Here is a 19,342-nt window from a genome sequence, read left to right on the forward strand (position 1 = left end):
GAACAGGACAGTGAAACGAGCCAGCGCCGATGATAGTGCGGATTCCCGTGTGAAAGTAGGTCATCGTCAGGCTATTTACCCCTCAAAACCCCTCCAGCTCAGGCTGTGAGGGGTTTTGTTTTTGGGTGATCTGAATATTCAGCCGGATTGACCTGCCCCCAATCGCCGTACCAGTCATTGCGAGGGAGCCCTGGGGCCGCTAGCATCCCTATGGATGCAGCGAGCAACCCGGGGAAACCGTGGGGGCTGCCTTTGGCTCTGAACGACCAATGCTCTCCATTGGCCACGATGCGATTCAGCGTCATGGCAACCGCCTGCGCTGAAACCCTGCCACCCGCACGCAGCATCCGCTCGCGCAGATCTGGCGTGTCCTCCTCCCAATGGCGGTCCGAAAGGGGCTGATGCCAATTCGTCGGCACGAAAGGCGCCAGGCCAAGTTGCGTCGCCAGTCCGTAGCGATCGACGATCACTCGCATGGCATTCAACAACGGCTGCTGCGGCATGGACATGAAAAGGTAGCGCGGCTTGGCCATTGCGTAATTTCGTCAGAGTGACGGCGATCTGGATGGTAGGGCGGTTGACCTGCCCTGCGATTTCGAGACAGTAATTCTTAGAAGACGGCGGTTGCAGGTCTTGACGGAGTTGCTGCTTGACGTAATGCCGGCGCTGGCGATCCACTCAAGGATGGCCTGGCTGACGAACTCCGGCCCGTTGTCCGAGCGCATGAACAGCGGCGCCCCATGGGCGCTCACCAGCCGCGGCAGGACTTCGATCAGCGCTTGGAGCGGATCGAGCCGGCCACATTGATGGCCAGGCACTCCCGGGTGTACTCGTCGATGACGGTCAGGCACTTGAGCTGCTGGCCGGTGGCCGTCGTGTCGAAGACGAAGTCATAGGCCCAGACCATGTTGGCCTTGAAGGGGGTGTGCAACCGCGGTCGTGTGGACGCAACGCGTTGCGCGAGCGCTTCCTGGGCACCAGCGGGCCCGCCTGGCGCCACAGCCGATGCGTGCGCGACCAACTCAGCTCGAAGCCGCGCCGGCGCAGGAGGATGTGGATGCGGCGGTAGCCGTGGCGCGGGTACTGAGCCGACAGCTCCTTCATTGCATCGATCACCGGCGCATCCTTGGCAGGCAGACGCGGCTGGTAGCTCGGTGTGGCCCGCGACATGCCGATGAGCCCGCAGGCCCGACGCAGGCTCAGTAAGCGTGGCCTCACGGCCCTCTGGCATGGCGATGGCGGCGCGAGCAAGATCGGCTGATCCTGAGCACCCGAGATGGTGTGCATCAGGCATCGCTACCGCACACCATGGCCGATCAAGACACACCCTCCAGGCGCCGCCGGCGCGACCGCAGCCCAGAACTCAAGCGCGAGTTGGTTCGGCGATGCCTGCTGCCCGGCGCGTCGGTCTCCAGCATCGCGATGGCGCAGGGCATCAACGCCAACCTGGTGTTCAAGTGGCGGCGAGAGCATTGCGCTGCCGAGGCCGCCGACGCAGGCCCCGCGCAAGCCTCAGCGCCGTTGCTGCTGCCCATCACGCTCGCCTCGGCCACGTCGAGCGACACATCGATGTCGCCGCCACCGGTGTCGACATCGAGTACGACTCGGACCAGCACAGGCAGCATCGAACTCGACTTCGCCGGTGCTCGGCTGCGACTGCGTGGCGCCGTCGACCAAGAGAGTCTTGTCGCGCTGCTCACCGCGTTGCGCAGCCTCGCATGATCGGCCTTCCATCGGGCGCGCGCGTGTGGCTCGTCGCCGGTCACACCGACATGAGGAAGGGCTTCGACGGCCTGGCTGCCGTGGTGCAGACGGCACTGGCAGAGAACTCATTCGACGGCCACGTGTTCGTGTTCAGGGGTCGACGTGGCGACATCATCAAGGTGCTGTGGTTCGACGGCCAAGGACTGATGCTGCTGGCCAAGCGATTGGAACGCGGTCGCTTCGTCTGGCCTCAGGCTGTCGACGGTCGCGTGGCACTGTCATCGGCGCAACTGTCGATGCTGCTGGAAGGCATCGACTGGCGCATGCCAACCCGCACGAGCTCACCTCAGTTGGCCGCATAGGCGATGCCTTCTCGGGAGTGATCCCAATGCACACGCGCTGACCCTGTCGCACACTGAGGTTCGTGCTGCAGGACATCGACCCGATCAGCCAACTGCCCGACGACGCGCAACTGCTCAAGCAGCAACTGCGCGCCAGCGCCAGCGAGGTGCAGCGGCTCAAGCTGATGGTCGACAAGCTCAAGCTGCAACTGGCACGCCGCGTGCGCGCGTAGTTCGGCGTCTCCAGCGAGCGGTTCGACCTGCAAGCCAGCCTCATTGAGCCGGTGGCGTTGGAGCCKCTGCCTGTTCGCAAGCCCACCACGCCGGCCGCCAATGCCGGCAGCGTCGACCGCAGCCTGCCGGCGCACCTTCCTCGCGAACAGCATGAGGTTCGCCCCGTCACCACTGAAGCGCATCGCGACGCCGCTGGCCAGTCCTGCGGCTRCACCGCTTGCGGTGGCCGGCTGCGCAGCATTGGCGCCGACGTCTCGGAGCACCTGGAGTACGTGCCGGCTCGCTTCAAGGTCATCCGCACCGTCAGGCCCAAGCTGGCGTGCACGAAGTGCGAGGCCATCTTCCAGGCCAGCGCGCCGAGCCGGCCGATCGCACGAGGCTTAGCAGGGCCTGCGCTGCTGGCCCACGTGGCGGTGTCCAAGTATTGCGATCACTCGCCTCTGCACCGCCAGAGCCGCGTCTACGCCCGCGAGGGCGTCGAGATCGACCCCAGCACGATGGCCGGCTGGGTCGAGCAAATCCACACCTTGTTCGATCCGCTGGTCGCAGCACTGGGCCGACATTTCCTGCACGCGGCCAAGGTCCATGCCGACGACACGCCGGTCAAGGTGCTGGCGCCGGGCGAAGGGAAGACCCGCACTGGCAGGCTGTGGGTCTACGTGCGCGACGACCGGCCCTCGGGCGACCTGGCGCCGCCGGCGGTCTGGTTCCGCTACTCGTCGGACCGCAACGGCGAACACCCGCAACGCCACCTGCGCGACTTCCGGGGCATCCTGCAGGCCGATGCCTACGGTGGCTGGAACGCGCTCCACGACGGCGCCAGGTCGTCGAAGCCGCATGCTGGGCTCACGCTCGACGACCGTGGTGGGACCTGTACGAGCAGCACCGGGACGACACCGGACTGGCGGCGCAGGCACTGTGCCACATCCAGGGGTTGTATGCCGTCGAGGCGGACATCCGCGGCAGTCCACCTGAGGTGCGACGCCAGCAGCGGCAGGCCCGGGCCGGCCCCTTGCTGGAGAGGCTCCACCTCTGGCTGCAGGGCGTGCTGACCCAGGTGTCGACGAAGTCGGAGTTGCCGTCAGGCCGCGCTTACCAGGCTCAGGCCACGCTTCGCGAGCGAAGGCGACCTGGGCGCGTCGAGCCAGCGGGCTCACCATTTTTTGCGTTGATCTCCTTGAGGACTTCGATGTCCAGATCACGCTCGGCCAGCAGCTTCTTGAGCCGGCTGTTCTCCAACTCGGGCCTTCAGACGCTTGACGTCAGCGGCCTCCATCTAGCCGAAATGCTTGCGCCAGGCGTAGATCGTGGGCTCGCTGCCCTTGTGCTTCTTGGTCGCCTCGGCCACCGTGGTGCGGTCCGCCTCGCGCAGGATCGCGACCATCTGCTCATCCGTGAATCGACTCTTTCTCATGGGCTCTTCGGGGGATGGAGCCATCTTCTCTGCGAATCAGTGTCTCGGAGAAACCGGGCAGGTCAAAACCATTCGAGTCCCGATGGCAACTGCCGCCACCAAGCCTTGGCCTCTCCGGGACACCCAGGCAATGAAAAGCCCGCCGAAGCGGGTTCCAGAAGAAGGTCCGACGCCGGTATCAGACGTTGAACAAGAAATGCAGCACGTCGCCATCCTTGACGACGTATTCCTTGCCCTCAGCGCGCATCTTTCCCGCGTCCTTGGCGCCCTGCTCACCGCGGTGTTTGATGAAATCGTCATAGGCAATCGTCTGYGCCCGGATGTAACCGCGTTCGAAGTCGGTGTGAATGACCGCGGCGGCTTGCGGGCCGGTGTCTCCGATGTGGATGGTCCASGCGCGSACTTCCTTCACRCCGGCGGTGAAGTAGGTCTGCAGGCCCAGCAGCTTGWAGGCRGCACGRATCASGCGGTTGAGACCGGGTTCATCCTGGCCCATCTCGGCCAAGAACAGGGCGCGATCCTCGTCTTCCATTTCGGACAGCTCCGACTCGGTCTTGGCGCAGATCGCCACCACCGGGCCGTTCTGGGCCGCTGCATATTCCTTCAGGCGGTCAAGGAACGGGTTGTTCTCGAAACCGTCTTCCGAGACGTTGCCAACAAACATGGCCGGCTTGGCCGTGATCAGGCATAAGGGCTTCAGAATGACCAGTTCTTCCTTGCTGAAGTTGATGGTGCGGACGGGCTGAGCCTGGTCCAGTGCGGCTTGGCACTTCTCCAGCACCTTGACCAACGCGATGGCTTCCTTGTCACCGGCGCGAGCGACTTTGTTATAGCGGTGCAGGCTCTTCTCGACGGTGCCGAGGTCAGCGAGGCAGAGCTCAGTCTGGATCACTTCGATGTCCGAGATCGGGTCGACCTTGCCATTCACGTGGATGACGTTGGGGTCTTCGAAGCAGCGCACGACATTGACGATGGCGTCAGTCTCGCGGATGTGGGACAGGAACTGGTTGCCCAGGCCCTCGCCTTTGCTCGCGCCAGCGACGAGGCCGGCGATGTCGACGAACTCGACGACGGCGGGCATGACGCGCTCGGGCTTGACGATTTCGGCCAGGGCCGCGAGGCGGGGGTCGGGCAGTTCGACGATGCCGACATTGGGCTCGATCGTGCAGAAAGGATAATTCTCAGCCGCGATGCCGGCTTTGGTCAGGGCGTTGAAGAGCGTGGACTTGCCGACATTGGGCAGGCCCACGATGCCGCATTTGAGGCTCATGGCGGGGGCTTTCCGTAGGGGAGGGCGGGCGACGGCAGGCCGACGCCGAATCGGGGATTTTAGTCGGCCGGCGCTGTCGACTCCTTCGGGCCGGCCCAGCTGGCGATGCGGGCATCACCGCTGCCTACAATTGCCCGATGCAAAGCGTGGATGTGTTGGTCAGAGGACGGGGGGCGGTCGGTGGCAGCCTCGCGCTCAGCCTGGCTGCTCAGGGGCTGACCGTGGGCATGACCGGCGCGCCGGGAACGCCTCGCGCCGACGACGTGCGGACCTATGCGCTCAACGCCGCCTCGGTCGCCCTGCTGACGGAGCTGAAGGTCTGGGACAGCTTGCCCCCTGACGCGATCAGTCCCGTCTACGACATGGTCGTCGGCGGTGATGCCGTCGCCAACCAGCCTGCCGGCCGACTGAGCTTCTCGGCATGGCAGCAAGGCCTGCGTGAGTTGGCCGTCATCGTCGACGCCGCCGCGCTGGATGCGCAGCTCGCGACGGCCCTGCGCTTCTCTCCTCATGTTCACAACGTCGCGGATAACACCTCGGCAGCGCTGATCGCCCTTTGCGAAGGTCGCGAATCGACCGCGCGCGCCGCGCTGGGCGTCGACTTCAAGCTCAAGCCCTATGGCCATCGCGCGCTGGCCGCAAGACTGAAAGCCGATCGGCCCCATCAGGGTGTCGCTCGCCAGTGGTTTCAGCCGGGTGGCGAGGTGCTGGCCCTGCTGCCTTTCGAGAAGCCGGCGCTTGGTGCGTCTTATGGCCTGGTCTGGTCCTGCGCTGAGGCGCGGGTCGAACAACTGCAAGCCTTGCCGGCCGCCGAATTCGAACGCGAACTCAATGCTGCCACCGGTGGTGCCGCGGGCGAGTTGGGCCTCGGTAGCGAGCGATCGAGCTGGCCGCTGGCTCTGGCCCGCGCGGATGCCGTCAGCGGTCCGGGTTGGGTGCTGCTGGGTGATGCAGCTCACATCGTTCACCCGCTGGCAGGCCAGGGATTGAACCTCGGTCTGGGCGACGTCGCCGCGCTTGCCCACGTGCTGGCTGCGCGCGAGTCCTGGCGCCCCCTCGGCGACGAACGCCTGCTGCGCCGCTATGCCCGCGAGCGCCTCGCGCCGACGCTGGCGATGGGCGAGCTGACCGACGTGCTGCAGCGTCTCTTCGCCAACTCTTCCCCCGCCGCCCAGAGCCTGCGCAACCGCGGCTTGGATGCGCTCAACCAACTCACCCCCGTCAAGCGCTGGCTGACCCAGCGCGCCCTCGGGCTCTGAACCCCAACCGGCTCTCCCATCGTGTCCTCTACGTTCCTTCGACTCCTGGCCGGCCTGCTTGTTGCCATCAGCCTTCCCGCGCTGGCCAACGACGCCGTCATCCGCAAGGCCCTTGCCGAGCGCATGCCCAACGCGCCCAAGGTCGACGAGATCCGCCCGGCCCCCATGCCCGGGCTGTGGGAGGTCCGCATCGGCAATGAGGTGCGCTATACCGACGCGACCGGCAGCTTCCTCATCGAAGGTGAGCTCTACGACCTGAAGGCCAAGAAGAACCTGACCGAGGAGCGCATCACCCAGCTCAACCGGATCGATTTCGCGAGCCTGCCATTCAAGGATGCGCTGGTGTGGAAGAACGGCAGCGGCAAGCGCCGGATCGCCGTCTTCGCCGACCCCAACTGCGGCTACTGCAAGCGCTTCGAGAAGGGCCTGCAGGAGCTCAAGGACGTGACGGTCTATACCTTCCTCATCCCCATCCTTGGCGGCGACTCTCCCGAGAAGACGCGTGCGATCTGGTGCGCCAAGGACAACGCCAATGCCTGGCTCGGCTGGATGCTCAAGGGCGAGCAGCCGGCCAAGGCACCGGCTTCCTGCGACGACGCCGCCATCGAGCGCAACCTCGCGCTGTCGCGCAAGATCCATGTGAACGGTACGCCCGCCATCCTGCTGGAGGACGGCAATCGCATCCCTGGTGCCGTCGGTCCGGTGGAGTTGGAGAAGCGCCTGCAAGCCCTGGCCGCGCCGGCCAGCAAATCCTGAATCCGATGAGCGTGGATCGCCGCGAGCTCGCGCATCGGTTGGGCTACGCCGGCCTCGTTCCCTTCATGCTCGGATGCGCCCTGATCTGGCTGATCGGCGACCGTGACCTCGATCAGCACACGTTTGTGAGCGTCGGGATGTCAGCGTATGCCGGGTTGGTCATTGCCTTTCTCGGCGGCATCCACTGGGGCCTGTCCTTTGCACGTGGCCTGCCTGGGCGTCAGCCCCTGGTCTGGGGCATCAGCGCCGTGCTGCTGGGCTGGCTGGGTGTGGTAATGCCGGCCTATGCGGGCCTGGCTCTGCATGGCGGTGTGCTGATCGCCTGTTATCTCGTCGACCGCCGCGTGTACCCGCAGCTCGGCGCGGCGGACTGGCTGACCTTGCGCTTTCGGCTCACCGCCGTCGCAGCGCTGAGCTGCTTTCTCGCCGCCGCGGGTAGCTGATGCGGGGACCAAGCTACAAGATTGAGCTGGCCGACATTGCGGCCCATCGCTATCGCGTCACGCTGACCCTTACCAGCCCAGCGGCTGAGCAGTTCTTCAGCCTGCCGGTGTGGATCCCTGGCAGCTACCTCGTGCGCGAGTTCGCCAAGCATCTGAGCGGGATGACGGCCCGTCAGGGCGGCAACGAACTGGTCGTCGAGCAACTCGACAAGGCCAGTTGGCGCGTGCGCTGCAGCGGCCAGCCGCGAGCCAAGGCATTGGCCCTGAGCTATGACGTCTACGCCTTCGACGCCTCGGTGCGAACTGCCTGGCTGGACAGCCGGCGCGCTTTTTTCAACGCCAGCAGCCTATGCCTGCGCGCCCATGGCCGCGAGAGCGAGCCGCATCGCGTGACATTGGGGCAACTGCCCGAGGGCTGGCGTGTCGCAACCGGGATGAGCGCTGCCGAGGGAAGCTGGGAGGCCGCCGACTACGACGAACTGCTAGACCACCCTTTCGAGATCGGCCCGCACTGGCAGGGCGAGTTCATCGCCGCCGGCGTGCCGCATCGCATCGTCGTGGCCGGCGCCTGGCCGAGCTTTGACGGCGAGCGCCTGCTGGCCGATGTGCGGCGCATCTGCGAGGCCCACATCGCGTTCTGGGGTGGTGCACCTTTCGAGCATTACAGCTTCCTGCTCTCGGCCGTGGATGACGGCCATGGCGGCCTGGAGCACCGTGCCAGCACGGCGCTGATCTGTGCACGGCGTGAACTGCCGACAGCCGCTGAAAGCGCTGCACCCAGCGACAACTATGTGCGTCTGCTCGGCCTGTTCAGCCACGAGTACTTCCATGCTTGGAACGTCAAGCGGCTGCGCCCTGCGGAGTTCGCGACCTTCGACTACCAGCGCGAGAACTACACCGAGCTGCTGTGGTTCTTCGAGGGGTTCACCAGCTACTACGACGAACTGATGCTGTGCCGCGCCGGCCTGGTCGATGCGCCGCGGTATCTGAAACTGCTCGCTGCCAGCGTCAACAGCGTGCTGGCCTCGCCGGGCCGGCGCGTGCAGCCGCTGGCCCAAGCCAGCTTCGAGGCCTGGACCAAGTACTACCGGCCCGACGAGAACAGCGTCAACGCCGCGAGCAACTACTACGGCCAGGGCGCCCTTGTCGCGCTCTGCCTGGACCTGAGCCTGCGGGATCAAAAATCCAGCCTGGATGCGCTGATGACGCGACTGTGGACGGCCAGCGCCGGCGGCCCGGTCAGTGAGGTGGACATCCTGGCTGCCGTCACGGCTCTGGGGGGCGAAGACCTGGCCGCGCAAGTGCACAGCTGGGTGCACGGCACCGGCGAGTTGCCGCTGCGTGAGCTGCTCGATGCTCATGGCGTGGCTTGGCGTGATGATGGCCGCCAAAGCGTTGCTCAGCGCCTGGGGCTGCGCGTGCGCGAGAGCGCATTGACGGGTATTGCAATCACCCATGTGCTGGCGGGCGGGGCGGCGGAGACCGGCGGCCTCAATGCGCGCGACGAGATCCTCGGCTGCAATGGCTGGCGGCCGCGCCGGCTGGACGACATACCGGCTTTGCTGGCGCCGGGCGATACGCGGCTGAGACTGCTTGTCGGCCGTGACCAGCGGTTGCTTGAACTGGCTGTCGAACTGCCGCCTGCACGGCCGGCCGCCGTCGCGCTGAACCTGGCCGACGGCGCGCATGCCGCACGCCGGCATTGGCTCGGCGCCTGAGTCAGATATGAAGGCGGCACGGCCACCGGTCCTGCTGGTGCTGGCGGTGCTGGTGCTGCACATGCTGGGCGGACGCGAGGTGCTGCGCATCCACGAAGGCTGGATGAGCGAGGGCTCTCCCCCAACGCCACCGCGCATGAAGGTCGAATTCGTGCAGGAGATGAAACCAACGGCTCCGGTGACCGTGCGTTCCATTCCACCCGCATCGGCCCCGAAGCGGTCTGCCAGGCCCGACCTTGCCGGCGCCCGGGTCCAGCCGGCATCTCAAGCTGCGTCGGTCGCCGAGCTGCTCCCCCCGCCAGCCTCGGCACCCGAGTCTGTGGTCGAGCCCGTCACCGCCGCGGCTTCCGTGCCAGTCGAGACGATGGCGCCAGTCGCGAGTGCAGCCTCGGCCCCCTTCGACAGCGAGCCGGGCCCTGAGTGGCCGCTGTCCACGCGGCTGAGCTATGTATTGACCGGTAACTACCGCGGCCCCGTCAGCGGCCAGGCGCAGGTCGAATGGCTGCGCAAAGGCAGGGACTACCAGATTCATCTCGACGTCGGTATCGGCCCCAGCTTCGCGCCGCTGATCACACGGCGCATGAGCAGCCAGGGCCAGCTGACGCCCGACGGCATCGCACCGCAGCGCTATGACGAGGAAACCAAGCGCATCTTCGGCGAACCCCGGCGCTTCAACCTCGTCTTTCTTGGCGGGGAGGTGCAGACCGCGACCGGGCTGAGTGGGGCGGCACCGCGTGGTGCCCAGGACGCGGTCAGCCAGTTCGTGCACCTGACGTGGCTCTTTCTGACCGCTCGCGAGCCGCTGCGGGCGGGACATGTCGTGCAGTTCCGCCTCCTGCTACCCAGCCGGCCTTACGACTGGGCCTATGAAGTGCTGGGCGAAGAGATGCTTGACACGCCGATGGGGCCGCTGGCAGCGTGGCATTTCAAGCCCCGCCAAGCTGCCAGCGGTGATGATCTGGTCGCCGAGGTCTGGCTCGCGCCCTCCCTGCAATACCTGCCCGTGCGCCTGGTCATCCGACAGGACGCCGACACCTATATCGATCTCATGCTCAAGAGCGCGCCGCTGCAAGCCGCGCCAGAATCAATCAACGACACGCCCAGGAAACTCAGCCAATGACCTACGAATGCATCCTCACCGCCGTCCATGGCGACGGCCCGCGCAAGACCGGACTGATCACGCTGAACCGCCCCAAGGCGCTGAACGCGCTGAACGACCAGCTGATGGACGAAATGGGCGCCGCCCTGCTCGCCTTTGACGCCGATGACGGCATCGGCTGCATCGTGCTGACCGGATCGGAGCGCGCCTTCGCGGCCGGCGCCGACATTCCGACCATGCTGCCCCACACCTTCGCCACGGCTTTCAAGAGCGGTTTGATCTCCAAGAACTGGGAGACCATCCTGCAGGTGCGCAAACCCGTCATCGCTGCGGTAGGCGGCTTTGCGCTCGGCGGCGGCTGTGAGCTGGCGATGATGTGCGACTTCATCATCGTGGCCGACACAGCCAAGTTCGGCCAACCCGAGATCAAGCTTGGCATCGTCCCCGGCGCGGGCGGCACCCAGCGCCTGCCGCGCGCGGTGGGCAAGAGCAAGGCCATGGACATGCTGTTGACCGCCCGCATGATGGGCGCCGCAGAAGCCGAGAGCGCAGGCCTGGTGTCGCGCGTCGTGCCGGCTGACAAGCTGCTCGAAGAAGCCCTGGCCGCCGCTGAAACCATCAATGGCTTCAGCGGCCCCTCGGTCATGCTGATCAAGGAACTCGTCAACCTCGCCTATCAGGCGCCGCTCACCGACGGCGTGGCCGTCGAGCGTCGCTACTTCCACGCGTTGTTCGGCAGCCATGACCAGCACGAAGGCATGGAAGCCTTCCTGGCCAAGCGCACGCCGAACTTCGAGCACCGTTGATGAGTTTTGGCGAAGCGATGACAAACTAGGGGTGACTGTTTGTGTTGAATGAATAGTCAGTTCCCGTCAGCCTAGTATTTCTACTGAGATCAGCTCCCTACAGTTCGGCCCATGGACACCGCGGTCGCGATGTCCGAGTGACCTAGAAAGCAGGAAGTTCCTGCCAGACACTGAAGGAGCCCGTCATGAGCAAGCTGTCCACCCTCATCGCCGCCACCCTGTTGATCGCCGCAGGCGCCGCCTCCGCCCAAACCACCCCGTTGACCCGCGACCAAGTCGTTGCCGATCTGGTTGCGGCCCGCAACAGCGGTGAACTGGCCGCCATCCAGGGCGAAAAGGGCATCGAAGTGACGACCCCGGGCGCGGCCAAGGCTGCCGCGGTTGCCACTGTCAAGCTTCCCCGCCAGGCCGTGCTGACCGTCAAGCCGAGCGAAGTGCGCGCCGACGAGAAGATCGCCGCCGCCCAGGCAGCCGACCATGGTGAAAACGCCGCCCGCGAACTGGGTGATTTCCCGGCTCCTGTCGTGCGCCGTGCCTCCGCCCTGGCCAGCCGTTGAGCGAACGCTGAAACAAAGCGGTTTCAAACCGACGAAAGGCGACCCGAGAGGGCAATGCCAGACAGTTAGGGCATCAAGGCACTGACTGGAGATAAAAAGGGAACGTGTTGAAAACGTTCCCTTTTTGCTTTGCGCCTGCTTCAAAGTTCCCTTGACCAGACCCCGCAACAAATGCCGCATGACGCCTTCGCGCAGCTGTCGCAGCTCATCGACAGCGAATGCATCGCGGGCAAAGCGCCCGCCTCGGCAGCCTAGTTTCCGCCTTCCCGGCGCAGCGCCGGGAACAGGATCACATCGCGGATTGACGGCGAGTCCGTGATCAACATCATCAGCCGGTCGATGCCGATGCCGCAGCCGCCGGTCGGAGGCATGCCGTATTCCAGCGCGCGGATGAAGTCGGCGTCGAAGAACATCGCCTCTTCGTCGCCGGCATCCTTGTTGGCGACCTGGGCGTGGAAGCGCGCGGCCTGGTCCTCGGCGTCGTTCAGCTCGGAGAAGCCGTTGGCGTACTCGCGGCCGGTGATGAAGAGCTCGAAGCGCTCAGTGATCTTGGGATTGGCATCCGACGCACGGGCCAGCGGCGAGACCTCGACGGGGTAGTCGATGATGAAGGTGGGCTCCCAGAGCTTCTCTTCGACGACGGCCTCGAACAAGCCGAACTGCAGCTCGGCCAGGCCCCAACGGGCGGGCGCTTCTTCGCCGGCAGCCTTGACCTTGGCGCGCAGCACGTCGGCGTCATCGGCCTCGGCTTCGGTGAGGCCGGCGAACTGGATCAGCGAGTCGCGCACCGACACGCGCGCAAACGGCTTGTCCAGCGCCACCGGCTTGCCGGCATAGGTCAGCGCGGCGCTGCCGGTTGCGGCAATCGCCGCGTGGCGCAGCACGGCTTCCGTGAAGTCCATCTGGTCATGATGCGTCCAGTAGGCCGCATAGAACTCCATCATCGTGAACTCGGGGTTGTGCCGGACCGAGATGCCTTCATTGCGGAAGTTGCGGTTGATCTCGAACACGCGCTCGAAGCCGCCCACGACCAGGCGCTTCAGATAGAGCTCAGGCGCGATGCGCAGGAACATCTCCTGGTCCAGCGCGTTGTGGTGGGTCTTGAAGGGTTTGGCGTTGGCGCCGCCCGGGATCGGATGCAGCATGGGCGTCTCGACCTCCAGGAAGCCGTGGTCCACCATGAAGCTGCGGATGGCCGACACCGCCTTGGAGCGCGCCGTGAAGCGCTTGCGGGCGTCTTCGTCCGTGATCAGGTCGACATAGCGCTGGCGGTACTTCTGCTCCTGGTCAGTCATGCCGTGGAACTTGTCCGGCAGCGGGCGCAGGCTCTTGGTCAGCAAGCGCAGCGTCGTCACTGCGACGGACAGCTCGCCGGTCTTGGTCCTCATCAACGTGCCTTCGCCACCGATGATGTCGCCCAGGTCCCAGTGCTTGAAGGCGTCGTAGACCTCGGGGCCAACGTTGTCGATGGTCACGCGCAGCTGGATGCGGCCAGTGGCGTCCTGCAGCGTGCAAAAGCTCGCCTTGCCCATCATGCGCTTGAGCATCATTCGGCCGGCCACGCTGACCTTGACGGCTTGCGGTTCCAGCTCCTCGTTGGGCACCTCGCCGTACTGGGCCTGCAGGGGCTGGGCGCGGTGCTGGGGCTTGAAGTCGTTGGGGAAAGGCACCGCCGTGGTGGCCCGCAGTGCGGCCAGTTTGCTGCGGCGCTCGGCGATCAATTGGTTGTCATCGGCCTGAGCGGTCGAAACAGGAGTCGGAGTCGTTGTGGTCATTGCGGGCCTTCAGTCGAACCAGCGATTCTAGAATCTCGCGCCTTGATGACCTCCCACAGCCTGACGCGGGCCACTCTCACCTTGCTTGCCGGCAGCGCGCTGGCCCAGGCCGTGCCGCTTTTGCTGGGCCCCTGGATCGCCCGGCTGTACACGCCGGCCGAGTACGGCCAGTTCTCTCTGGTGTGGACGGTAGCCAGCAATCTGGCCGTTGTCGGTTGTGCGCGCTACGAGTTCGCGCTGGCGCTCGAGACGGGCGAGGAGGGCGCCGCGGCGCTGCTGGCGTTGTGCCTGCGCATGCTGCTGGCGATGACAGCCATGGCCATCGTCGTCGGCGGGGCCTGGATGATCTGGGCGGATCTTCCCGTTGCCGCCGCGTTGCCGCCGGCCGTGCTGGCGGCCGCGGCCAGCCAGGCGCTGGCGCAATGGGCGGCTCGAGCCGGCCGGTTTGGCGTGCTGGCCTGGGGCCGTGTCGTGCAGTGGGGCGGCGGCGCCATTGCACAGGTTGGCTTCGGCCTGTTGCAGGCGGGGCCCTGGGGGCTGATCGGCGGCGCCACATTGGCCACGGCTGCTGCCGCAGCCCTGCAGGCGCAGCCGGCCCCCCTGCGCGGTTGGCGTGGCCTGCTGGCACCGCAGCCGCTGCGCGCCATGGCCGAGAAGCATCGCGATTTCCCGCTGCTGAACACGCCGCACGCCTTTGCCGGCGCGCTGCAGGACACCCTGGCCATCGCGCTGCTGACCGCCTGGCTGGGTTCGCCCGAGGCTGGCGCCTGGGCGCTGGCACTGCGCTATCTGAAGGCGCCGGCCAGCCTCGTCGGTGGCTCGCTGTCGCAGGCCCTCTACCCCCGCCTCACGCAGACCGAAAGCCGCAGCGAAGCCCGCGCCCTGGTGCGCAAGAAGCTGCTGCTGCTGACGGCCATCGCGCTGCCGCTGATGCTCGCGCTGCTGGCCTTCGGGCCATGGCTGTTCGCCACCGTCTTCGGCCCCGAATGGCGCGGCGCCGGCGAGCTGGCCCGCTCGCTGGCACCCTATGTCGCGCTGCACTTCATCGCGTCGCCGCTGTCCGTCGTCACCATGGCCTGGGGTGCACAGGCCTGGGCGCTGAAGCTGGCGCTGGTCGGGCAGGCGATGTTCATCGGCGGGCTGGCGGCCGGCATCTACCTGGGTGGCCTGGCCGGTGCTGGCTGGGGCGTGTCCGCGGCGATGCTGCTCTACTTCGGCTACTTCTTCTGGGCACTCTGGACCTGGGAATGATGCGCGTCTTCCTTAACCGCCTGCGCCGCCGCTTGCTGAGGCTGCTCGGCTTTCGCATGCTCTTCGGCGAGGCCGGCGCGCCGCATTCGCGCATCGCGCCCAGCACCTGCATCGAGGGCGAAGCAGGCCTGCAACTGGCCGACCATGTCTTCATCGGCCAGTTCAACTTCATCGACGCGAGCGCGGGCCTGGTCATCGAAGAGGGCGTGCAGATCACGAACTTCTGTTCCATCGTGACCCACAGCACCCACAACGCCCTGCGCGTGAACGGCCGTCGCAGCGCGGTGCTGGGCGGCGAGCTGCCGGGCTACCGCAAGGGGGCGATCCGCCTGGGCGCCTTCAGCTTTGTTGGCCCGCACAGCCTCATCGAACCCGGTAGCACGCTCGGCAAGGGTGCCATCCTGTGCGCTTATTCGCAGCTGCGCGGCGCCGCACCCGACTTCGCCATCATGGCCGGCCAGCCCGCCCGGCAGGTGGGCGACACACGCGAGCGCGATGCAGCCTTGCTGGCGCGCCATCCCGAGCTGCGTGAAGCCTACGAAGCCTGGGCCAAGCCATGCTGAGTGGCGGTATCAAGCTCGTCCTGATCGGTGATGGAGAAAGCCCCCACCTGCTGAAGTGGGCCCGCGCGCTCAATCCGCGTGTGCAACTGCACGCGATCTCGTCGCGCGGCTTCCTGCCCGAGTTCCATCATCTGCTTCCCGACGCACGCCGGCTGGCGCTGAACACGGCTCCCGACCATGGCGGCGGCAATGTCGCCCTGATCAAGATGCTGCCCAAGGTCGGCGCCTGGCTGGCCGACACCGATCCGGACTGGATTCACGCCCACTACCTGACCTCCCATGGCACGCTGGCCTGGGCGGCCCGCATGGGTTGGCGGCTGCGCGCCCAGATCGCCGGCTCGGCCTGGGGCAGCGACATCCTCGTGACGCCGCAGCGCGGTGGCGCCTGGCGCTGGATGACGAAGAAGGTGCTGCGCAATTGCACCCTGACCACGTCGGACTCGGTCCACATGGCCGAGCGCATGCGCGAGCTGGGTGCGGGGGAGGTCATGACCTTCCCATTCGGCCTTGAAGCCATGCCCAAGCAGAACGCGAAGAAGCAGCCTTGGCTGTGCTTCGCGAACCGCGGCCTGGAGCCGATCTACCGGCCGCAACTCGTCATTGACGCGTTCCTGCGCATCGCGCGTCAGAACCCTGAAGCGCGCTTGGTCATTGCGAACGATGGCTCGTTACGTCAGTCGCTTGAAGATGAAACGGCTGCTCGTGGCTTGCATGAGCAGATCACCTTCGTCGGCCGGCTGGATGCCGCCGCCCAGGCCTCCTACTACGCCCGTTCGACCTGGTTCCTGAGCCTGCCCGAGAGCGATTCCGTGTCGGTTTCGGTGCTGGAAGCGATGGCGCATGGCTGTGTGCCGCTGCTGTCCGAACTGCCTGCCAATCGTGAGTTGATTGGCGACTCGGCGCGTGGCCTCATCGTCGGCTCGCTGGACGACCTGCCGGCGCGCATGGCAACGCTGGACACGACCAAGCTCGCCATCGCCAATCGCAACTGGGTCGCCGCCAACGGCCTCTTCGAGCCCCACGTGCAGCGCTTCCTGACCCGGCTCAAGGAGCTCACGCCGGCATGAGGATCCTTCTGGTCAACCACTACGCCGGCTCGCCTGCCCACGGCATGGAGTTCCGGCCCTACTACCTGGCCCGCGAATGGGTCAGGGCGGGTCACGAGGTCACCATCGTCGCGGCCAGCTACTCCCATGTGCGCGCCGTACAGCCCGAGGTGCCCGGCCAACCGGTCGAGGAGATCATCGACGGCATCCGCTACCGCTGGCTGCCGGTGCCCAGCTACCAGGGCAACGGCGTGGGCCGCTTGCGCAACATCCTGTCCTTCCTGCGCCAGCTGCGCGCCGACGCCTGGCGGCTGACGCGCGAGTTCCGGCCTGATGCCGTGATCGCGTCGAGCACCTATCCCATGGATGTCTGGGTCGCCAGGAAGCTGGCACGACTGGCCAAGGCCAAGCTGGTCTACGAGGTGCACGATCTCTGGCCGCTGTCGCTGATCGAGCTGTCCGGCATGTCGCCGCGTCACCCTTTCGCGCTGATGTGCGGCAAGGCGGAAGTGGATGCGTATCGAGATGCCAATGTCGTCGTCTCCATGCTGCCCTGCGTGCACGAGCACATGGCTTCAAAGGGCCTGGATCTGAACAAGCTGCGCATCGTGCCCAATGGCTTTGCGCCAGAGGAATGGCAGGGTGAATCGGCGCCACTCGGTGCGACGCTGGCGGCGCATCTCGACGCGGAGCGCGCGGCCGGTCGCGTCATCGTCGGCTATGCCGGCTCCATGGGCCTGCCCAATGCGCTCGACGTGCTGCTCGATGCAGCCGCCAAGCTGCGCGATCGGCCGATCAGCTTCGTGCTGGTGGGCAGCGGGCACGAGGCGACACGCCTGGCCGGGCGTGCCGACGCCGAGGGGCTGAAGCAAGTGCGCTTTTTCGCTCCCATTCCCAAAGCCCAGATCCCGACGCTGCTGAGCCACTTCGACATCGCCTACATCGGCTGGCAGCGCACGCCCATCTACCGCTTCGGCATCGCGCCCAACAAACTCATCGACTACCTGATGGCCGGTCGTGCCGTGCTGCATTCGGTCGAGGCGGGCAACGACCCGGTCGCCGAGGCCGGCGCCGGATTGACGGTCGCACCTGAAGACGCCGACGCCGTGGCCCAGGGCCTGCTGAAGCTGGCGGCGCTGACGCCCGAGCAGCGCGCCGAGATGGGCGAGCGTGGCCGCGCCTTCGCCATGGCCCATCACGCCTATCCGGTTCTCGCCGCCCGCTTCATCGAGGCCTTGTCGTGAGCGAGCTCGACCAGATCGCGCAGCGCTACGCCCGCCGCAAGGCCCGCGCAGAGGGCACCGATCGCCACTGCCTGTTGCGGCCCGGGGTCTGGCGGACGTGGCAGGAGCGTCAGCGCGTGCTGCTGACCTTGCTTGCCCGACATCCCGGGCGCCCGGCCGACTGGCAGGCGACCGAAGTGGGCTGCGGTGCCGGTGGCAATCTGCTGGACCTGCTGCGCCTGGGGCTGCTGCCCGCGCACCTGACCGGCATCGAACTGCTGCCCGAGCGCCTGGCCGCCGCGCGCACTGCCCTACCCGAAAGCGTGCGCCTGCTCCCAGGCGATGCTTCAGAAGCCGACGTCGCACCGGCCAGCCAGGACCTGGTGCTGCAATCCACGGTCTTCTCGTCCATCCTCGACGACGCCTTGCAGCAGCACGTGGCCGACGCGCTGTGGCGCTGGCTCAAACCGGGTGGCGCCGTCGTCTGGTACGACTTCACCGTCAACAATCCGCGCAACCCCGACGTCCGCGGCGTGCCGCTGGCGCGCGTGCGACAGCTCTTCCCGCAAGGCGCTTTCACGGCCCGGCGCGTGACGCTGGCGCCACCGCTGGCCCGGGCGCTGCCCGCGGCCTATGGCCTGCTCAACCTCATCCCCTGGCTGCGTACCCACCGGCTGGTGCTGATCGCCAAAACCTGATCGTCGAAAATCCCTTCATGAGTGCCCAGCCCTTCCTTCCCTTTGCCTTGCCCGACCTGGGCGACGACGAGATCGCCGAAGTCGTCGACACGCTGAAATCCGGCTGGATCACGACCGGCCCCAAGGCCAAGCGCTTCGAGCAGGCCTTTGCCGACTTCCTCGGTGACCCGCAGATCGAGTGCATCGCGGTGAACTCGGCCACCGCTGGCCTGCACCTGGCGCTGGAAGCCATTGGCCTGGGCCCCGGCGACGAGGTCATCACGACGACCCACACCTTCACGGCCACCGCCGAGGTCGTGCGCTACCTCGGTGCCGACGTGAAGCTGGTCGACATCGACCCGGCGACCTTGAACATCGACATCGCGGCCATCGAGGCAGCGATCACCCCGAAAACCAAAGCCATCCTGCCGGTGCACTACGCCGGCCTGGCCGTGGACATGCTGTCCATCCTCGACATCGCCCGCCGCCACGGCCTGCGCGTCATCGAAGACGCCGCCCACGCGCTGCCGACGACGTTGGAGAAGGAGCTGATCGGCACGCTGGGCAGCGACGCCACCGTGTTCAGCTTCTATGCCAACAAGACGATGACGACCGGCGAGGGCGGCATGCTGGTCACGCGCAACGCCGAACTGGCCAAGCGCGCCCGCGTGATGCGCCTGCACGGCATGAGCCGCGACGCCTTCGACCGCTTCACGGCCAAGGTGCCGAGCTGGTACTACGAGATCGTCGCGCCCGGCTTCAAGTACAACCTGACCGACATCGCCGCGGCCCTGGGCCTGCACCAGTTGAAGCGCCTGCCGGCCTTCCAGCTGCGCCGCCAGCAGATCGCGATGCGCTATCACGAGGCCTTTGCCGATCTGCCGCTGATCCTGCCGCCCGATGCGCCGGAGGGCGACACGCACTCCTGGCATCTCTACGTCGTTCGCCTGGCCGACGAAGCCGGCATCACACGCGATGCCTTCATCGAGGGCATGTACGCTGCCGGCATCGGTTGCAGCGTGCACTACGTGCCCCTGCACCTGCATCCCTACTGGCGCGATCGCTACGGTCTGACGCCCGAACAATTCCCGCAGTCGCAGAAGGCCTTCGAGCGCACGATCAGCCTGCCGCTTTACACGGCGATGAGCGACGCGGACGTCGAGCGCGTCATCGCCGCGGTGCGCGCATTGCTGCTCTGAGTACGGG

Annotated in this window: 19 protein-coding genes and 3 pseudogenes; 17 read left to right on the forward strand and 5 right to left on the reverse strand. The window is 66.5% G+C overall.

Features of this window, described 5'->3' with window-relative positions:
- Positions 1–98: 98 nt before the first annotated feature.
- A complete protein-coding gene (locus ACXJKJ_RS24820) occupies positions 99–533 on the reverse strand; it encodes a hypothetical protein (protein WP_457393313.1) in 435 nt (144 codons plus the stop codon).
- A 123-nt stretch (positions 534–656) separates the two neighbouring features.
- Positions 657–1,215, reverse strand: a pseudogene (locus ACXJKJ_RS24825) (DDE-type integrase/transposase/recombinase); the annotation flags it as partial.
- Between the two features lie 93 nt (positions 1,216–1,308).
- Between ACXJKJ_RS24825 and tnpA the strand changes: the two are divergent.
- The 4 genes and pseudogenes from tnpA to tnpC form a co-directional block, all read left to right on the forward strand.
- Positions 1,309–1,722: an IS66-like element accessory protein TnpA gene (tnpA, locus tag ACXJKJ_RS24830; RefSeq protein WP_457393315.1), complete on the forward strand. Its 414-nt coding sequence runs from the start codon at positions 1,309–1,311 to the stop codon at positions 1,720–1,722.
- Positions 1,719–2,066, forward strand: a complete 348-nt coding sequence (tnpB, locus tag ACXJKJ_RS24835; RefSeq protein ID WP_457393317.1) for an IS66 family insertion sequence element accessory protein TnpB — start codon at positions 1,719–1,721, stop codon at positions 2,064–2,066. The genes tnpA and tnpB overlap by 4 nt, the downstream gene beginning before the upstream one ends.
- Before the next feature lie 62 nt (positions 2,067–2,128).
- A complete protein-coding gene (locus tag ACXJKJ_RS24840) occupies positions 2,129–2,278 on the forward strand; it encodes a hypothetical protein (protein ID WP_457393319.1) in 150 nt (49 codons plus the stop codon).
- Between the two features lie 51 nt (positions 2,279–2,329).
- A pseudogene (tnpC, locus tag ACXJKJ_RS24845) lies at positions 2,330–3,303 on the forward strand (IS66 family transposase); the annotation flags it as partial.
- 91 nt (positions 3,304–3,394) lie between these two features.
- Here tnpC and ACXJKJ_RS24850 read toward each other — a convergent pair.
- Positions 3,395–3,693: pseudogene (locus ACXJKJ_RS24850) on the reverse strand (transposase); the annotation flags it as partial.
- A 178-nt stretch (positions 3,694–3,871) separates the two neighbouring features.
- Positions 3,872–4,963 (reverse strand): redox-regulated ATPase YchF, encoded by a 1,092-nt coding sequence (gene ychF / locus ACXJKJ_RS24855; RefSeq protein ID WP_457393321.1) that lies wholly within the window; start codon positions 4,961–4,963, stop codon positions 3,872–3,874.
- A 137-nt stretch (positions 4,964–5,100) separates the two neighbouring features.
- Here ychF and ACXJKJ_RS24860 point away from each other — a divergent pair, with 137 nt between their 5' ends.
- The 7 genes from ACXJKJ_RS24860 to ACXJKJ_RS24890 all read left to right on the forward strand — a co-directional run bounded on the left by ACXJKJ_RS24860 (position 5,101) and on the right by ACXJKJ_RS24890 (position 11,601).
- Positions 5,101–6,222 carry an FAD-dependent monooxygenase gene (locus ACXJKJ_RS24860; protein ID WP_457393323.1) on the forward strand — a complete coding sequence of 374 codons (1,122 nt, stop codon included), beginning with the start codon at positions 5,101–5,103 and terminating at the stop codon, positions 6,220–6,222.
- Positions 6,223–6,243: 21 nt separating this feature from the next.
- Positions 6,244–6,978: a DsbC family protein gene (locus ACXJKJ_RS24865; RefSeq protein ID WP_056204429.1), complete on the forward strand. Its 735-nt coding sequence runs from the start codon at positions 6,244–6,246 to the stop codon at positions 6,976–6,978.
- Positions 6,979–6,983: 5 nt separating this feature from the next.
- The gene (locus ACXJKJ_RS24870) at positions 6,984–7,421 is read left to right on the forward strand and encodes a DUF3429 domain-containing protein (protein WP_056204427.1); all 438 of its coding nucleotides are present in this window, start codon (positions 6,984–6,986) and stop codon (positions 7,419–7,421) included.
- Positions 7,421–9,139, forward strand: coding sequence for a M61 family metallopeptidase (locus ACXJKJ_RS24875; RefSeq protein ID WP_457393325.1), 1,719 nt, complete (start codon positions 7,421–7,423; stop codon positions 9,137–9,139). Before ACXJKJ_RS24870 ends, ACXJKJ_RS24875 begins: the two co-directional genes overlap by 1 nt.
- Positions 9,140–9,146: 7 nt before the next feature.
- Positions 9,147–10,259, forward strand: a complete 1,113-nt coding sequence (locus ACXJKJ_RS24880; protein WP_457393327.1) for a DUF3108 domain-containing protein — start codon at positions 9,147–9,149, stop codon at positions 10,257–10,259.
- A complete protein-coding gene (locus ACXJKJ_RS24885) occupies positions 10,256–11,044 on the forward strand; it encodes an enoyl-CoA hydratase (protein ID WP_457393329.1) in 789 nt (262 codons plus the stop codon). Before ACXJKJ_RS24880 ends, ACXJKJ_RS24885 begins: the two co-directional genes overlap by 4 nt.
- 185 nt (positions 11,045–11,229) lie before the next feature.
- Entirely contained in the window at positions 11,230–11,601 is a 372-nt protein-coding gene (locus ACXJKJ_RS24890; RefSeq protein ID WP_457393331.1) for a DUF4148 domain-containing protein, read from the forward strand.
- Positions 11,602–11,852: 251 nt separating this feature from the next.
- Here ACXJKJ_RS24890 and lysS read toward each other — a convergent pair whose 3' ends face one another.
- Positions 11,853–13,376 (reverse strand): lysine--tRNA ligase, encoded by a 1,524-nt coding sequence (gene lysS, locus ACXJKJ_RS24895; protein WP_457355725.1) that lies wholly within the window; start codon positions 13,374–13,376, stop codon positions 11,853–11,855.
- A gap of 45 nt (positions 13,377–13,421) precedes the next feature.
- Between lysS and ACXJKJ_RS24900 the strand changes: the two genes are divergently transcribed.
- Genes ACXJKJ_RS24900 through ACXJKJ_RS24925 form a run of 6 tightly spaced genes read left to right on the forward strand, consistent with a single transcriptional unit; the run spans position 13,422 to position 19,335 of the window.
- Positions 13,422–14,627 (forward strand): lipopolysaccharide biosynthesis protein, encoded by a 1,206-nt coding sequence (locus ACXJKJ_RS24900; RefSeq protein WP_457393333.1) that lies wholly within the window; start codon positions 13,422–13,424, stop codon positions 14,625–14,627.
- Positions 14,627–15,190: an acyltransferase gene (locus ACXJKJ_RS24905; protein ID WP_457393335.1), complete on the forward strand. Its 564-nt coding sequence runs from the start codon at positions 14,627–14,629 to the stop codon at positions 15,188–15,190. Before ACXJKJ_RS24900 ends, ACXJKJ_RS24905 begins: the two co-directional genes overlap by 1 nt.
- Positions 15,184–16,257 carry a glycosyltransferase gene (locus ACXJKJ_RS24910; protein WP_457393336.1) on the forward strand — a complete coding sequence of 358 codons (1,074 nt, stop codon included), beginning with the start codon at positions 15,184–15,186 and terminating at the stop codon, positions 16,255–16,257. Before ACXJKJ_RS24905 ends, ACXJKJ_RS24910 begins: the two co-directional genes overlap by 7 nt.
- Positions 16,254–17,480: a glycosyltransferase family 4 protein gene (locus tag ACXJKJ_RS24915; RefSeq protein WP_457393337.1), complete on the forward strand. Its 1,227-nt coding sequence runs from the start codon at positions 16,254–16,256 to the stop codon at positions 17,478–17,480. Before ACXJKJ_RS24910 ends, ACXJKJ_RS24915 begins: the two co-directional genes overlap by 4 nt.
- Positions 17,477–18,157 (forward strand): class I SAM-dependent methyltransferase, encoded by a 681-nt coding sequence (locus ACXJKJ_RS24920; protein ID WP_457393339.1) that lies wholly within the window; start codon positions 17,477–17,479, stop codon positions 18,155–18,157. The genes ACXJKJ_RS24915 and ACXJKJ_RS24920 overlap by 4 nt, the downstream gene beginning before the upstream one ends.
- Before the next feature lie 17 nt (positions 18,158–18,174).
- A complete protein-coding gene (locus tag ACXJKJ_RS24925; protein WP_457393341.1) occupies positions 18,175–19,335 on the forward strand; it encodes a DegT/DnrJ/EryC1/StrS family aminotransferase in 1,161 nt (386 codons plus the stop codon).
- Positions 19,336–19,342: the final 7 nt, after the last annotated feature.

Source organism: Roseateles sp. P5_E1, assembly GCF_054049335.1.

What these genes read in the sequence shown, in the direction of transcription:
- ACXJKJ_RS24860 (WP_457393323.1), top strand. Translation starts at nt 5,101, where the DNA reads ATGCAAAGCGTGGATGTGTTGGTCAGAGGACGGGGGGCGGTCGGTGGC.
- ACXJKJ_RS24820 (WP_457393313.1), bottom strand. Translation starts at nt 533, where the DNA reads ATGGCCAAGCCGCGCTACCTTTTCATGTCCATGCCGCAGCAGCCGTTG.
- ACXJKJ_RS24875 (WP_457393325.1), top strand. Translation starts at nt 7,421, where the DNA reads ATGCGGGGACCAAGCTACAAGATTGAGCTGGCCGACATTGCGGCCCAT.
- lysS (WP_457355725.1), bottom strand. Translation starts at nt 13,376, where the DNA reads ATGACCACAACGACTCCGACTCCTGTTTCGACCGCTCAGGCCGATGAC.
- ACXJKJ_RS24870 (WP_056204427.1), top strand. Translation starts at nt 6,984, where the DNA reads ATGAGCGTGGATCGCCGCGAGCTCGCGCATCGGTTGGGCTACGCCGGC.
- ACXJKJ_RS24890 (WP_457393331.1), top strand. Translation starts at nt 11,230, where the DNA reads ATGAGCAAGCTGTCCACCCTCATCGCCGCCACCCTGTTGATCGCCGCA.
- ACXJKJ_RS24900 (WP_457393333.1), top strand. Translation starts at nt 13,422, where the DNA reads ATGACCTCCCACAGCCTGACGCGGGCCACTCTCACCTTGCTTGCCGGC.
- tnpA (WP_457393315.1), top strand. Translation starts at nt 1,309, where the DNA reads ATGGCCGATCAAGACACACCCTCCAGGCGCCGCCGGCGCGACCGCAGC.
- ACXJKJ_RS24915 (WP_457393337.1), top strand. Translation starts at nt 16,254, where the DNA reads ATGAGGATCCTTCTGGTCAACCACTACGCCGGCTCGCCTGCCCACGGC.
- ACXJKJ_RS24925 (WP_457393341.1), top strand. Translation starts at nt 18,175, where the DNA reads ATGAGTGCCCAGCCCTTCCTTCCCTTTGCCTTGCCCGACCTGGGCGAC.
- ACXJKJ_RS24910 (WP_457393336.1), top strand. Translation starts at nt 15,184, where the DNA reads ATGCTGAGTGGCGGTATCAAGCTCGTCCTGATCGGTGATGGAGAAAGC.
- tnpB (WP_457393317.1), top strand. Translation starts at nt 1,719, where the DNA reads ATGATCGGCCTTCCATCGGGCGCGCGCGTGTGGCTCGTCGCCGGTCAC.
- ACXJKJ_RS24905 (WP_457393335.1), top strand. Translation starts at nt 14,627, where the DNA reads ATGCGCGTCTTCCTTAACCGCCTGCGCCGCCGCTTGCTGAGGCTGCTC.
- ACXJKJ_RS24880 (WP_457393327.1), top strand. Translation starts at nt 9,147, where the DNA reads ATGAAGGCGGCACGGCCACCGGTCCTGCTGGTGCTGGCGGTGCTGGTG.
- ACXJKJ_RS24885 (WP_457393329.1), top strand. Translation starts at nt 10,256, where the DNA reads ATGACCTACGAATGCATCCTCACCGCCGTCCATGGCGACGGCCCGCGC.